Origin of the sequence: Clostridium sp. C8-1-8 (assembly GCF_009928445.1) — a bacterium.
Taxonomy (GTDB): Bacteria; Bacillota; Clostridia; order Clostridiales; family Clostridiaceae; genus Clostridium_AR.
Genome location: NZ_JAABNO010000012.1, coordinates 1 through 15,202, shown reverse-complemented (window position 1 = coordinate 15,202; position 15,202 = coordinate 1). Strand labels below are relative to the sequence as shown.

Genomic DNA, 15,202 nt, shown 5'->3' with positions numbered 1-15,202 from the left:
GTGAGAGTATGAATAAGAAAGTTATGATATTATGTTCAGGTTTTGGACTAGGATTTTATGTTCCAGGATTATTAATGAATTATGGTTTTAATAGTAAGGATGTTGAGTCGGAAGTTTTAGTTTTTGAAAACTATGTGGTTAAAGAGAAAAGAGATAATATATTATCCAGTAAAGCTGCATATCATGAAAACTTTAAGGCTGCACTGTTAGCCCAAAGGATGCCATGGGATATAAGAAAAAGCTTAGATATGGAAAAGGTGGACAAACTGTTGAACTCATGGAAAGAAAAAGGTATCGATGATTTTATAGTTTTATCAGGGCATTGGATATTCTTATTAGAAGAGTATAAGAGAAGAAATCCTTCTACACTAATAAATGCTCAAATTATCTATATAGACTGTGAGCCATCTCCATCTTGGAAGTCTTTAAAGAAGTATATTTCAAATTATTCAAAAGATTATTGTGAGATGTTTTTATTTAACTATGATGAGAAGAGAATACAGTACAACATAGGCATTGAAAATAATGACATTGTTACTTTCGATGATAGAGAGAATAGACTTATGCTTCATGGTGGCGGTTGGGGAATGGGTAATTATAGAGATAAGATTCCTGAACTTAAAGAAAAGGATTTTCAATTAGATATTATTGCTTACAGAGAAGATGAAGCTGATTATAGTGGATTTGGTAATAGATACTTTATGATGGATCCTAAATGGACTGCCTGGGGGGAGGAAGGTAGGAAAGCTGTATTCCCTCCATTTGGGCAACTTAAAGCTAATGAAGAAACGATGTTTCTTACTAAGGAACAATACCATCCTTCTTTTGATTTAGTAAGAAAATGTAAGGCTATGATAAGTAAGCCAGGTGGAGGAACCCTTATAGATTCTTTAAATGCATGTACTCCTATAATACTTTTAGAGCCCTTTGGCGATCATGAAAAGAAAAATATGGAGTTGTGGGAAGAACTGGGCTTTGGAATTAGCTATGAGAATTGGAAGAAAACTGATTTTGACTTGGAAGTATTAAGGAAACTTCATGTAAAGCTAGCACTTCAGAGACTTTCAAATAAGGACTACATTACAGAATATATAAAAAGGAGAGGTTAAAGGAGGGAAAATAATGCAACCAAAAACAAAAGTCCATTATGATGAAAAATCCTTGGAAACCCTACGAAGGACGCTAAAAAATATATCAGATCCATTAAGAAATAGAAAGGATAATCCATGTTATGCAACAGAATTGCCGGAGGTTATAGGTGTAAAGCTTACTAATAGGTGCAATTTAAGATGTAAGCATTGCTATGAGTGGAATGAGAAGGGCTTTCATAGGAATATGGATGAGATAAAACAGAAAAGTGATCTTTCTTTAGATATATTTAAAAAAGTTTTAGAGGATACTAAGAAGGTTAAGTCAAGACTGTATTTGTGGGGAGGAGAACCTCTTTTGTACAAGCACTTTAATGAATTAGCAGAGCTTTTAGAAGCTGATTCTAGAGAGGTTGCTATGTGTACCAATGGACTATTAATACCTGAAAGGCTTGAGTCAATAATTAAGATATCAGACAATCTAGAGCTTTTGATTCCGATAGAAGGCTTTGAAGAGAATAATGATTTAATAAGAGGGAAGGGTAATTTTAATAAGGTAATAGAAAGTTTAAAGCTCTTATTAGATTTGAAGAAAAAGTGCATATATAAGGGGAAAATCTCTATTCATACGGTAATCAACGATAGCGTTATACCTAGGCTATTTGAATTGGTGGAATTCTTTGAAGAAATGGGTGTTGATATGTTGATGCTTTGCTATCCTTGGTATATAGCAGAGGATACAGCTTGTAATATGGACAGCTATTTTGATGAAAACTTTTCGTGGATAGAACAAAGTAATAAAGAAAAAAGCTGGCATTCTTTTACCTACAAGGTTTCACCTGAGAAGCTAGATATACTTAAACAGCAGATAGAAAAGATAAATAATAAGGTATGGAATATAAGGGTAAGATTTCAACCAGATTTAGATATTAAGGATGTACAAACTTTCATACTTGGTGAAGAAGTAGAGGATTTACAGAAAAAAAGTTGTCTTGCAGTATCTACTAGAATGGACATTTATCCAGATGGCGCAGTATCTTCCTGTAAATTCTTTTCTGAATTTACTATAGGAAATTTAAATAATTCAAGCGTTTATGATATATGGCATAGTGAAGAATACAATAAGGTTAGAGAACTAATAAGTAAAAGGCTCACCCCTGTTTGTTCTAAATGTAATCTACTGCATCTTCATGGAAACTAGGAGGCTACTATGATAAAGCTTGGAATTATAGGTTGCTCTAGTATTGTACCTAGAGCCATAATAAAACCTTCAAAGGAAGTATCAGGATTAGAACTTTATGGCATTGCAAGCAGAAAAGCTGAAAATGCTAAAAGATATGCAGAAGAATATGGGATAAAAGTTGCATTTGATACCTATGAGGATTTGCTTCAGTGCAAGGATATAAATTGTGTATATATAGCACTTCCAAATGACCTTCATAAGGAATGGATAATAAGGTCTATTAGAGCTGGAAAGAATATATTAGTTGAAAAGCCTATTTGTTTAAATAAAGCTGATTTTGATGAAATAATATTTGAGTTATCAAAAAGAGATGTACAGCTTGTAGAAGGCGTTATGACAAAGCATCATCAATGGCAGCAAGCTATAAAAAATATTATTTTGTCTGAAAGCTATGGAAGACTAAAAAAAATAACTACCTATACATGTATTGTACCAAAGGGTAATAATAAAAATAGCTATAGGAACTTCCCAGAAAGAGGGGGAGGGGCTTTCTATGATTTAAGCTGCTACTGGCTACAATTTTTACAGGAGGTAGTTGGTATAAATCCTAAGTACTATATAGGACATTCTAGCTTTAGTGGTCCTAATGGTATTGATTCTACTTTCTCTGCTCATATGGAGTACGAAGATGGATTTGAGACAGAGCTTTTGGCATCTTTTGAGCTTCCCTATAAAGTAGAACAGCATTTAGAGTTTGAGAAAGCAAAGATTGTTGTAAAAGATTTTTTTAGAGCATGTCTTGGAAAGTTTAAAATAAATCTTGTAATAGAAGAAAAAGAAACGGAAAGTAGTGAAAGAGTTCAATTTGAAGCTTCTAACTACTATATAAATCAACTTGATTTTTTAGTCAATGTATTTGAAGGTAGAAGAAAAAATATACCTATACAAGAAGCTTATGAAAGAATAGTGCTTATGGAAAGCATATATAATTCAGCAAAGAATAAAGTTAAAGAAAGCAAGCAAGAGGTGTATAATGGCTAAAATATTGTATTCGGATTATTATATCCCTGATAAGCTGGTTCCAGCGGAAGAGATACTTTATAAATCAGAGCAGTTCAAGAAGGCAATCGATAATGATAATTTAGAGAATAGTATTAAAAAATATGTTAAAGCTACAGGTTTGCAGCATATTGCTGTTGGTGATAAGAAAGATATAATAGATGTTTTATCTAAGCTGATGGATAAGATGTTCCAGAGTAAAGATTTTAGTAAAGAAAAAATTAAAAATATATTTTATACCAGCTACGAAGAATATAACTATGGTGGCAATGTTAGTGTACCACACTATCTTCAAGAAAAGTTTAAACTTACAGAGGCAACAGTTGTTGTAATCAATCAAGATTGTTCAAGTACAATTCAGGCAATAAGAATGGCAAGTGCTTTAAATTCCATAGAAGGAGAATTGTCTCTGATAATTTCTCCATACTTCTTAGATGAGAATGAAGAGAGGTATATCGATTTTACCATATTAGGTGATGGTGCTGGAATAATGGTAGTTGGAGATGATATAAAAAATAAAGGGTTTAATATAATGAAGACAAGCTCTACTTCAAATGGTCGTATGAGTGTAGCAGCTTTTAATTTTGAGAAAAACAAAGAAGCTGATGACCCTTATTATAATTACTTAAAAAATAAACTTGGTACCTTTGAAGCAATTAGGAGAGTATTTTCAAAATTAATAGGAGAGAATGAGGAAATATTAAAAAATGCAAATAAAATCATAATTCAAAATATTGCTGAGAATTTCTTCGATACCTATTATAAGATGTATAAGATGGAAAAAGAAAGTTTTTATAGGAACTATATCGGAGGACATGTAGGTGATGTAGATATCATAAGAAACTTTAAAGACTTTACAGAAAATAATAGATTTAAGATAGGTGATGAAATTGTTTTACTTGCCATAGGTTCAGATTTTATGGGGGTCAATTGTGGGGCTACTTTGTTAAAATATTTTTAATTGGCTATAGCTAATATTAGAATGTTTATATATAAGGTACAGATAAGTTATTATAATTATCTGCACCTTATATTATTTTTGGCTGTATTTAATAATATTGTTTAAATTGAGTGGTTATGAAGGAGAGGCTATATTAATTCTTTGCGCAAGCGCATTAAAGCATCGGATGGCTGACCACTTAATTTCAACATAGTACTTTAACATAGCCTTATTTTTAGCTTTTAACATATAGTTCCCATAGCAGTTTTTATATCTTTATCATTTTCAACTGCTGCCTTAATAGCTAGGCTAAGAGCTCTTGTTATTAAAGGCAGATCCATGGATGGAGCATTATATTTACCTATTGTTTGCTGAGGTATGAAGGGGACGTGGATAAAGGTTCCTTTTACAGTAGGATACTTTTTTTCTATAAGATAAAGCAAACCATACATTAAGTGATTACATACAAAGGTTCCAGCGGAGTTTGATACTGAAGCTGGGATGCCTGAAAGCTTTATTTCTTCCACCATTGCTTTAATAGGAAGATTGGAAAAATAAGCAGAAGCACCATCCTTAAATATAGGCTCATCTATAGGCTGATTGCCTTTATTGTCAGCAATTCTTGCATCATCTACATTGATGGCAACTCTTTCTATTGTTATATCAAATCTACCACCAGCTTGTCCTACACAAATAACCACATCTGGTTTATTACTCTCAATAGCCTCATCTAAAAGTTTTATTGATTCATGAAACACTGTAGGTACTTCAAGTTTAGTTACTTCAGCAGCAGCTATAATATGTTCCAAACCTTTTACTGCTTCAAAAGAGGGGTTTATTGCTTCTCCTCCAAAAGGAGTGAAACCAGTTATTAAAACCTTCAAATTCAAAACCTCCTAAATCTTTTATAATGTTAAATTAATTTTATAATAGCATTTTTTAGGTATATTTCATACCAATATTTACTGTGAAAGAAGTATTAATGAAGGGGATTTGTAAGTTAAGTTAGGCTTTTATTTGGATCTAAGCATCAAGATACTTAACTAGACGTAACTCTTGCAATGGATAAATTGCTATATATGGAATAAATTTCTTGATGAGTATGTCATGACGTGATATAGTATAGTTATGATATGTCACATCGTGATATAGTTGGAAATATGCAAGGTCAATAACAAAATCATATATTAACGGAGCTAAAGGTTAAGTATAAAGTGACGCATTTATAATTGTATAAATCCAACCCAATCTTTTAAGGAGAAAAAATGGATAAAGAGAAAGTTCTAAATAAATATCTGCCTATGACAGAAACTGCTTTTTATATATTGTTATCTTTATATGAGCCCAAGCATGGCTATGGAATAATTAAAGAAGTAGAAATGCTTACAGACAAAAGGATAATACTAGGCTCTGGTACAGTTTATGGTACCTTAAGTAAGATGCAGAAGGATGGAATAGTTGTTGTTTACTCAAATGAAGAAAGAAAAACTATATATGAAATCACTGATTTAGGTAGGAAACTTATTACACTTGAGATTAAAAGATTACAAGAATTGAATAATAATGCAAAAAGGCTAGGTGGGAGATTTGATGTATAAAAAGGTACTAAGACCCTTATGGAGTTATGACATCAAAAACACAGAAGATTGGCTCACTGATATGAGCTTAAGAGGATATAAGTTGGAGCATATCAATTTCAAAAGTAGATGTTTTTATTTCATTAATGCTGATAAGAAAAAGTTAATGTATAGATTTAGCTATGAGAGAAATGAGAATACAGGCATATCTAAGAGTTTGTTAAAAGACAAATGGCAAGTTGTCACTAGCTTTAAAAGGTGGAGCTTGTTGGTCAATGAACCGGAGAATATTGAAATAATGCCAAGCAGAAACAGCATAATTGATAGGAACGATAGATTAGTTAGATATACAAGGATGATACTGTTAGCTTTAACGTTATTATTAATTTTTGGAGCTATGCCTGGAGTTGTTTTTATAATGCTTTTAGGATTACCAGTGCAGAGTTCCTTTGGAGTAGTCCAATTATACATTTACTTGATATATATAGGTATATGGATATTTTCTCTCTATAGTCTTATTAAAATAAACTCTTCAAATAAAAGAATGCTTCAGCTAGAGGACTTGGAACCAGAAGTTAGCTCTATTGGTGAGAAAAATATAGAGGATGAGATCTATCTTGGAAAAATACCTAAGGCAGTGGTTAAAGTTAAGCTAGGAGGATTTTATTCTCCAGATAAGCTAGAGCTGTGGCTAAAAGAAATGAGCAGAAAAGGCTTGAAACTATTTAAGGTAAGTAAAAATGGTAATAAATTTTATTTTCTTAAAGAAGGTAAAACTACTAGAAAGTACGTTGTGGATTTTAAAAAGAATGTTTCAAGTGAGTATTATGAGATCAACAAAGAAGCAGGCTGGAAGCTATATTTTACCTCCAAGGAAAGAAGTTACAACTGGAGTATATGGGCCATGGACTATACAGAAGATGAAACTGAGCCTGTTATGTATAGCGATAAGGAAGATATAGTAGAACATGCAAGGAAGGTTGTAATTTCTTATTCGATTTTATATGCTCCAGTTATAGTAATGTATCTTATAGTTTTAGGTTTAACTTCATATGTTAACTTTGTAGTTAGAAAACAAATTGATTCTACAAATATACTGATGTTTTTAGTTTTCACCTTAGCCATAGCAGTGTATGGTATCTTTTTATTTAGAAGTGTTTTCTATTATTTAAGAGTTAAGAAAACTTATTAAAAGCTCTTTTTATACCAAAGTCGGGGCACTTTGATAATAGATTTACTTTTAAGATATCTAAAGTTTTAGAGATGGATTTTTGGCAACAAATACTTTAGGATATATTCAATGGCTATAAGGGAGATGCTATATGAGGCATATTTCTAAGCTAACAAAAGTTTACATTGCTTCATACAAACTTAACTTTAGCAGCAACACAGATTTAAAGTATGGGAGTTAATATTAATTAAAGAATAATTAGTGTGAGGGATTAATTATGATAATAAACTCCCATTTAGTTTTTTCTAGAATAATATATAGGCACTGTGTTAAAAAGCTTAATTTTAAGTTGAATAAAAGAAAATTTATGTACGGCAATGTAAAACCGGATTTTGAGTGCAATGCTTCAAATCAGCATCATACTATGGAAGAAACCATTGAAGATGTAAAAAACTATTGCCATAGGCTACTAAATGATAATTTGAGTAAAGAAGAATTTTCGATAACCTTAGGTATGGTGTGTCATTTCATATGTGACTATTTTTGTTTATATCATAGAGAAGAATATAAGGATAAAAGCTTTGTATCTCACTTACTATATGAAATTTTTCTGCATATAAATTTGAGATTCATGTTAATTTTAGGTTCCTTGAATATCTTTGGACAAGATGAACTATATATACACAATCCTATAACAAGCTTAATGGAGCTTCAGGACAGTTATCTTAGCTCCAAGAATTCGGTAAAGAAGGATATAAAATATGCCATATTGGCCTCGAAACTGATTAGCTGTTCCATTATAGCTTTTAGTATAAATACAGAAAAAGAAGATTTTACGGATAAATTATTAATTTCTAGGGAGTTTTTGGTTTAGAAATTATAGTAGAAAATCGCCAATGAATAAGTCATTAGCGATTTTTTTGATTTTAGCTAAATTTAATAACATTATTTAAATTAAGTGGTTACGAAGGAGATGCTATATCAATTATTCTTTATTATAAGAATCTCACATTTTTTTAGCTTTAAAGTGCCATTTGTATCAAGTTCTCCACTTAAATTTTCTGAAGAATATAATACTTTGCCTTTAATATCTGAAATATTTACTGATTGTTCAGCTTTATTTCCATTTATAAATACACTTAGGGTTTCAGAATTATATTTTCTATTAAATGCTAATACATCTGGATTGCTTGTATTGATTGGTTCAAAGTTTCCGTATCTTAAAGTAGGATTATCATTTCTAAGCTTTATAAAGGTTCTATAGAAGTTTAAAAGTGAATTTTTATCCTTATCTTCTAGTCTTACTGCTATTTTTTTATTATCATTGCTTACTGTAGTCCAACTTGTATTTTTACTCTTGTCTTTATCGTCCCATATAAATGGTTCTCTTATCCTTTCATCTGGCTTTACTCCAGTCATTCCAGTCTCTTCTCCATAGTACACATATGGTGTTCCTGGCAGAGTAAATAGGATAGAAGCTGCTGTTTTACATTTTTCCACTGAGCCCAAAGTACTCATTACTCTGTTCATATCATGGTTGGTTAAGAAGGTACTATCTAGATAATCCTTATTTTTAGATTGGGCAATCGTTTGCATAGAGGAGTATGAGGAAGCCAAATATTTAAAGTTATTATCCTTTACTGCATTTAAAATGTCTGTGCCTAAATCAAAATTAAAACATGAATCAAGTGAGGTCAGATAGTTGGAAACAACATCAGTCTTATCAGAAACCTCTCCAACGAGAATAGTATTTTTGTTTACGGATTTTACATAGCTGCTAAATTCCTTCCACCATTGAAGGTTTTTGTCCAGTTCACCGTCATAGATATGTTTTGCAGCATCTAAGCGGAAACCATCAATACCCATATCAAGATAGTACTTTGCGATTTTTTTTACTTCATCTCTAACTTCAGTATTGTCAAAGTTTAAGTCTGGCATATCATCTCCAAATACTCCATAGTAGATGTTATCTTTGCTCTTAGCATGCCAAGCTCTGGTATTTATAGTTGAAAACTTTTCAAGATTACTTTGATCTTTAGTCCAGCTATAATAGTCTCTATATTTACTGGTTGGGTTGTTTAGAGCTTCAACAAACCATGGATTTTGATCACTGGTATGGTTTACTACTAGATCCATAACAACAGCAATATCCCTTTTATGAGCTTCGTTTATAAGTGAATATAAATCCTCTAAACTTCCATATTTTTTTCTCACATCATAATAATCAGAAACATCGTACCCATGGTAGCTTGGACTTTCGTTCACAGGCATAAGCCATATGCCAGATACGCCTAAGCTTTGTAAATAATCTAGTTTTTGTTCAACCCCTTTCAGGTCACCACCACCGTCGCCATTGCTATCATTGAAAGAGGCTACAAATATTTCGTAAAATACCCTGTCTTTATAGCTCTTATTTGATGAATAAGCCACTGGTGTAAAGCTTTTATGAGTCTTATTCAAAAGAGCCTCATTAGCCTTACTGTCATATTTGGTTTTCGTAGTCCTTGGAAGAAATACTATCACTACTAAACCGATTACAATGACAGCAGCAAATATCCAAGGTAGTTGCCGCAATTTTTTTAGTTGTCCCATTTACATTCCCCCTTTTATTTACAGAATATAAAATTATTATAATTCATAGCAACTATTTCTTCAATTAAAATTAGGGCTATTTTAAAGTACTGTATTGAAATTAAGTGGGCAGTAATCCTATGCTTAAATGAGCTTGTACAAAGAATTAATATGATTTTATCACACTGAAAAAGTCACTTAATTTCAACAGTATTATTAAACAAAGGCAAAATTAAAACGTAAAGTTAATTACCAGGCTAGAGTTTAAGTGAGTAATTACTAGCTTTGAAGTGCTCTTCACGAAATCTTCCTGGCGAAGTACCAAGGTATTTGCGAAAAACCTTGCTAAAATAATTTTCTCCTGAAAATCCAACCTTTTTAGCTATTATGTCTATGGAGGAATCTTCTCTTAGCATAAGTTCTACTGCTTTTTCTAGCCTGATTTTAGTAAGGTAATTCCAAGGCGTAGTTCCAATTAAGTTATTGAAGGTTCGGTTAAAGTGAAACTTGGACATCTGAGCAGCTTCTGATAGTTGATCGAGAGTGAGTTCTTTCGAGTAATTATCTTCAATAAAACCTATCACTGTATCTATATTTTGAGTATGTTTCTTACTTGTATTATCTTCTAGGTTCTGCTTGCTTCTATAAAGCTCCATTATAAAATTATAAGCAAAAGAAGAGGTTTGATATCCGTCCTTTATATTTTGGTTTACGGCTTCCCAATATATTTTCCAAAGATAAATTATAACTGAGGAATTAGATGAAAATCTCAATATATTTCCGTAAGAATTTAACAAGCTGTCACACTCCTTTATGGAGCCCTCTCCATATAAATGTATGTATATAAATTCCCATTTTTCACTGCTTTCAGGCAAGTAGTAATGGTGGTCATCGGGTATTTTTACTAAGAAAGCGTCTCCCTTTTTTAGCGAGTATATCTTATCCTTTATTCTTATTTCTCCGCAGCCTGATAAGGTGTATTGGAAGATGCAGTGTTCATTGTCTTCTTGTCTTTTCATACCATCCCAGCTATAGCTTTTAGATTGTCTAAGTTCCCAACCAATTGACTTTAGTTGGTAGGGAGCATTTTTAGGGGAATTTAGAAAGTGAAGCCCAAAGGAATTTAGATATTTTGTAGAATTATCCTGTAGCAATATTTTACCCTCCTAAAGCATTATATTACAATTGTTACTTAAATATATCAATGATAACATAAAGTTAAGACAAGATGTATACCATTTCTTTTTATTAGATTTCTTGTCTATATTTTAAGCAATATTGTACCTTTAATCAATATATGAATAGTTTTTAGCATTAAATTATATAAACTAAATTGATTGGTGATTGTATAGTTTATGAAAAGGATATTTAAGCTGAAAACTCTAAAAAGGAGAGAGTATAAATGGGTAAAAAGTTAGCCTTGACACCTCCAATGGGATGGAACAGCTGGGATTGTTATGGTGCCAGTGTAAGAGAAGAAGAAGTAATAGGAAATGCAGATTACATGGAAAAGCATCTAAAGAAATATGGCTGGGAATATGTAGTTGTTGATATACAATGGTATGAGCCTACTGCAGATTCAACAGAGTATCATCCTTATGCACCACTAGAAATGGACGAGTATGGAAGGCTTATTCCAGCGGTAAATAGATTCCCAAGTGCTAAGGACGGAAGAGGCTTTAAGTCTTTAGGAGAGTATATCCATAGTAAGGGGTTAAAGTTTGGAATTCATATTCTTAGAGGAATCCCAAAGCAAGCTGTAAAAGCAAATACGCCTATTCTAGGTACTAACAAATTTGCTCAAGATATAGCAGATACAAACTCTATATGTCCTTGGAATACTGATATGTATGGGATTGATGCAACAAAGGAAGGTGCACAAGAATACTATAATTCTATAATAAATATGTATGCTGATTGGGGCATAGATTTTATAAAGGTTGATGATTTATCTTTCCCTTATGCAAAAGGTGAAGTGGAATTATTGAAGAATGCCTTAGATAACTGTGGAAGAGATGTAGTATTTAGCTTATCACCAGGACCAGCTCCTTTAGAAGAAGCTCAGCATCTTATAGACCATGCAAATATGTGGAGAATATCCGGAGACTTCTGGGATAACTGGGAACAGCTTTACAAGCAATTCGATTTATTAGGAAACTGGAACAAACATATGGCACCTTCACATTGGCCAGATGCAGATATGCTTCCATTTGGGCATATATGCTTAAGAGAACACCAATTTGAAGGAAAAGGAAAGTGGACTAACTTCACAAGAAGAGAACAAAGAACATTGATGACCTTATGGTGCCTTGCTAGATCACCACTTATGTTCGGTGGAGAAATGACTCATAATGACCAATGGACTTTAGAACTCATAACAAACGAAGAAGTTCTAGAGGTATTAAAAAGCTCCAGTGACAATAAAGAACTATACCGTGACGAGGCTAAAGCTATTTGGACTGCAAAGGGAAAAGACGGAGAAACTTATGTAGGTTTATTCAATCTCTCTGAAGAGGACAAAGTTATTGAGGTAAACTTAAAGGATTTAGGTGTTGAAGGAAGCGTAAAACTTAGAGATTTGTGGGAGCATGAAGACTTAGATACTGTCACTGACTCTATAAGTAATATTATAAAATCTCATGGAGCTAAGTTTTATAGTCTTAAGTAATCGAATGTAGTTTATAACCTATAATGAAATCCTTAGTGATGTTAAAATATAAACATTAAAATATTAACATAAGATCAGCGGAGCTTATACAGTTAGTGTAGGCTCAGGCTGATTTTTTTTATAATAGGTAAGTGGTTGTAATATAAAGGAATCAGACAACATTTGAATAAGATTAAGTTTAAGTTTAAGAGAATAAATAGCCATAGGACTAGAAAAAACAAATTTAATAAGATTCCTTCATGACCACTTAATTTCAACAATACTATTAAACATAGATTAGAGTATTAATTATAAACTAAACCTTCAGTAAGGTTTTATTTTTTTTATTACTGCCTTAAAGTACAGCTATTGCTTCCCTAAGGTACAGTTGTTGTAGCTATATATTAGAGGTAAGATGAATGTATAGTAATTAATAACAAATAAATACAAAAGGTTAATAAAGTTTTAAGATACTTATGAATTTATGAAGATTAAGCGATTATGAAGGAGGAATAGTGATGAAACTTAATGGAAAAGTTGCAATTGTAACGGGAGCGGCTTCAGGGATGGGAAAAGCCATTGCCATGTTATATGCACAAGAAGGAGCCAAGGTAGTAGTATCAGATATTAATCTTGAAGGAGCAAAGGCAACTGCTGCTGAGATTATAGGAAAGGGTGGAACTGCTATCGCACTATTGACTAATGTAGCAGTAGAAGAAGATATTCAACAATTGATTGATACTTCCGTTGAAACTTATGGTACAGTGGATATATTGGTGAATAACGCAGGTATTATGGACAATATGGCTGCTGTTGGAGATATCACAGACGAATTGTGGTATAGATTAATAGAAGTTAATGCTACTTCAGTTATGAGAAGCAGCAGAAAAGTAATCCCCATTTTCTTAGAAAAGGGTAAGGGAGTAATTATAAATATAGCTTCTGTAGGAGGTATCCATGGAGGTGCAGCTGGAGCTGCTTATACTGCTTCAAAGCATGCAGTAGTTGGTTTAACCAAAAGTACAGGGTTCCAATATGCGAAAGAAGGAATACGCTGCAATGCCATTGCTCCTGGACCAATAATGACTAATATTAGTGAAACAATGACTAATATTGATAAACGTGGAGAAGCAAATTGCAGGACATCCATGAGTACCATTAAAAGATTTGGTGCACCGGAAGAAGTAGCAAAAGTCGCTTTATTCTTAGCTTCTGACGATTCAAGTTTTATTAACGGACAAGTTATTGCTGCTGATGGTGGTTGGACAGCATCTTAAAGACTTATATGAAGTAATAAAGATCAGTAAAACTATTTGTTTTATTGGTCTTTATTAATTTATAATTATAGTAATATTATAGGGAGGTGTAAGATGAATTTTGAAACTATAATCTTAGATTTTGATGGAACACTTGCAGATACTAGGTATAGCATAATAGTAACAATTCAAGAAACCTTGAAATACTTTAATATTCCTCTAGCTAACGAAGATGAAATAAAAAAACGTATAGGGCTTCCTCTAAAAAATACATTTCATGATATTGCATGTTTGGAAGGTAAAGAACTTGAAGATGCAATGAAAGAGTATCGTATGAGATATGATAAGATTTCTTTTGAAACAGTAGAACTTTTTCCTAAAGTTGAAGATACTTTGAAGGCTTTATATGATAAAGGGATAAAGCTGGGAGTAGCATCAAGCAAAGGAAGAGACTCTTTAAGGTTGCTTTTAGAGCATTTGAAAATTGGTTCATTCGTTTCTTTTATAGGTGGAGAACAAGATGTAATGAATAAAAAACCTTCACCGGATATTGTCAACTTGGCAATTAAAGAATTACGGTCCGATAGTTCTAAGGTATTAGTTGTTGGTGATACTATATACGACATACAAATGGGAAAAAGTGCATCATGTTCTACCTGCGCAGTGACATATGGTAATAACAGTCTTGAAGAACTTAGTGAATACGCACCTGACTATATAATTGATAAATTTTCAGATTTATTAGATATTGCTGATTAGAAACAATTAAGAGGGGAAGGGAGAATTAATAAGGCTTATTATTATAAAGAACCATCAAGAACATTTTCTGAATATCTACTAATACCAAATCTAACTAAAAAAGATTGTATCCCAATGAATATTAGTCTAAAAACACCTATTGTTAAATTAAAAAAAAATGAAAAGCCATCTATTGAAATAAACATACCGTTTGCTTCGGCTATTATGCAAGCTGTTTCAGATCATAATATTATAATCACAGATAAGGAACATGAGTATAAGGAAGAAGTCTTAATGTATATAGAGTAGGAAATGGCAAAAATGCTTTAGTAGCAGTATTTGCTATTCATGGTTTCGAAGATGCTTGGGCCTCTGATGGTCTAGAATTAGTTAAGATAGCAGCAAATCTTATCTCTAATGTAGCTGGTTACTCAGCAGCCAATGGAGGTTTGGATGGTTGGTCTGTATATATAGTGCCTTGTGCTAATCCAGATGGAGTTATAGATGGTATAACAAAAGACGGGCCAGGAAGAACAACTATAAAAGAAGGAATAGATTTAAATAGAGACTTCCCAGATGGGTTTAGTGTGTTTACTAATCCAAGGAACAAGACTGGTAATACTAGCTTAATACCATCGGAAGCTAAAGCTCTATCAAGTTTAGTAAGCGGTATTAAGAGTCAGTCCAATGAAATGATAGTAGCGGACATGCATGGTTGGGAAAATACAACCATAGGAAATAGTGAAATTGGTGGATATTTTGATAGAGAATTTGGATTTTCCCATAAAGGTGGATTAAATGGACAAGGATATTTTTCTTCTTGGGCACAGTCTATAGGAGCAAAGGCTACTTTAGTAGAATTGCCTTGGCCAAATAGCAGTCAAGATATCATTAACAGAGCATATTCTCAAAAGGTGACAAATGCTTTCCTAAATATATTGAAAAATAAAAAGGTTACTGATACAATGACTG

At 32.4% G+C, this 15,202-nt stretch carries 13 protein-coding genes and 2 pseudogenes; 12 read left to right on the top strand and 3 right to left on the bottom strand.

Annotation, left to right across the window (positions count from 1 at the left end):
• The first annotated feature begins 8 nt into the window (after nt 1-8).
• From GXK57_RS13395 to GXK57_RS13380, 4 genes are read left to right on the top strand one after another with little or no spacing between them, the layout of a single operon-like run.
• Nucleotides 9-1,109, top strand: coding sequence for a UDP-glucuronosyltransferase (locus GXK57_RS13395; protein WP_160677138.1), 1,101 nt, complete (start codon nt 9-11; stop codon nt 1,107-1,109).
• Nucleotides 1,110-1,122: 13 nt separating this feature from the next.
• Nucleotides 1,123-2,289 carry a radical SAM protein gene (locus GXK57_RS13390; RefSeq protein WP_160677135.1) on the top strand — a complete coding sequence of 389 codons (1,167 nt, stop codon included), beginning with the start codon at nt 1,123-1,125 and terminating at the stop codon, nt 2,287-2,289.
• A gap of 9 nt (nt 2,290-2,298) precedes the next feature.
• Nucleotides 2,299-3,312, top strand: coding sequence for a Gfo/Idh/MocA family oxidoreductase (locus GXK57_RS13385; protein WP_160677132.1), 1,014 nt, complete (start codon nt 2,299-2,301; stop codon nt 3,310-3,312).
• On the top strand, nt 3,305-4,291 hold the full coding sequence (locus GXK57_RS13380) for a hypothetical protein (RefSeq protein WP_160677129.1): 987 nt from the start codon (nt 3,305-3,307) through the stop codon (nt 4,289-4,291). Before GXK57_RS13385 ends, GXK57_RS13380 begins: the two co-directional genes overlap by 8 nt.
• A gap of 221 nt (nt 4,292-4,512) precedes the next feature.
• Here GXK57_RS13380 and pcp read toward each other — a convergent pair whose 3' ends face one another.
• Complete coding sequence (pcp, locus tag GXK57_RS13375; protein WP_160677126.1) at nt 4,513-5,154, bottom strand: pyroglutamyl-peptidase I; 642 nt, start codon at nt 5,152-5,154, stop codon at nt 4,513-4,515.
• Between the two features lie 381 nt (nt 5,155-5,535).
• On the opposite strand from pcp, the gene GXK57_RS13370 reads away from it, so the two are divergent.
• From GXK57_RS13370 to GXK57_RS13360, 3 genes are all read left to right on the top strand, one after another.
• Nucleotides 5,536-5,868 (top strand): PadR family transcriptional regulator, encoded by a 333-nt coding sequence (locus tag GXK57_RS13370; protein ID WP_160677123.1) that lies wholly within the window; start codon nt 5,536-5,538, stop codon nt 5,866-5,868.
• Entirely contained in the window at nt 5,861-7,039 is a 1,179-nt protein-coding gene (locus GXK57_RS13365) for a DUF2812 domain-containing protein (RefSeq protein WP_160677120.1), read from the top strand. Before GXK57_RS13370 ends, GXK57_RS13365 begins: the two co-directional genes overlap by 8 nt.
• 256 nt (nt 7,040-7,295) lie before the next feature.
• Complete coding sequence (locus GXK57_RS13360) at nt 7,296-7,892, top strand: zinc dependent phospholipase C family protein (protein WP_160677117.1); 597 nt, start codon at nt 7,296-7,298, stop codon at nt 7,890-7,892.
• 107 nt (nt 7,893-7,999) lie between these two features.
• Here GXK57_RS13360 and GXK57_RS13355 read toward each other — a convergent pair whose 3' ends face one another.
• Both GXK57_RS13355 and GXK57_RS13350 read right to left on the bottom strand, forming a co-directional pair.
• Nucleotides 8,000-9,610 (bottom strand): alpha-amylase family glycosyl hydrolase, encoded by a 1,611-nt coding sequence (locus GXK57_RS13355; protein WP_160677114.1) that lies wholly within the window; start codon nt 9,608-9,610, stop codon nt 8,000-8,002.
• Between the two features lie 236 nt (nt 9,611-9,846).
• Nucleotides 9,847-10,743 (bottom strand): AraC family transcriptional regulator, encoded by an 897-nt coding sequence (locus GXK57_RS13350; protein WP_160677111.1) that lies wholly within the window; start codon nt 10,741-10,743, stop codon nt 9,847-9,849.
• 248 nt (nt 10,744-10,991) lie between these two features.
• Between GXK57_RS13350 and GXK57_RS13345 the strand changes: the two genes are divergently transcribed.
• The 5 genes and pseudogenes from GXK57_RS13345 to GXK57_RS13325 all read left to right on the top strand — a co-directional run.
• Nucleotides 10,992-12,257, top strand: coding sequence for a glycoside hydrolase family 27 protein (locus tag GXK57_RS13345; protein ID WP_160677108.1), 1,266 nt, complete (start codon nt 10,992-10,994; stop codon nt 12,255-12,257).
• A gap of 497 nt (nt 12,258-12,754) precedes the next feature.
• Nucleotides 12,755-13,513 (top strand): glucose 1-dehydrogenase, encoded by a 759-nt coding sequence (locus tag GXK57_RS13340; protein ID WP_160677105.1) that lies wholly within the window; start codon nt 12,755-12,757, stop codon nt 13,511-13,513.
• Between the two features lie 93 nt (nt 13,514-13,606).
• Nucleotides 13,607-14,251, top strand: a complete 645-nt coding sequence (locus GXK57_RS13335) for an HAD family hydrolase (RefSeq protein WP_160677102.1) — start codon at nt 13,607-13,609, stop codon at nt 14,249-14,251.
• A 24-nt stretch (nt 14,252-14,275) separates the two neighbouring features.
• Nucleotides 14,276-14,482, top strand: a pseudogene (locus GXK57_RS13330) (IMP dehydrogenase); the annotation flags it as partial.
• A gap of 89 nt (nt 14,483-14,571) precedes the next feature.
• Nucleotides 14,572-15,202: pseudogene (locus GXK57_RS13325) on the top strand (M14 family zinc carboxypeptidase); the annotation flags it as partial.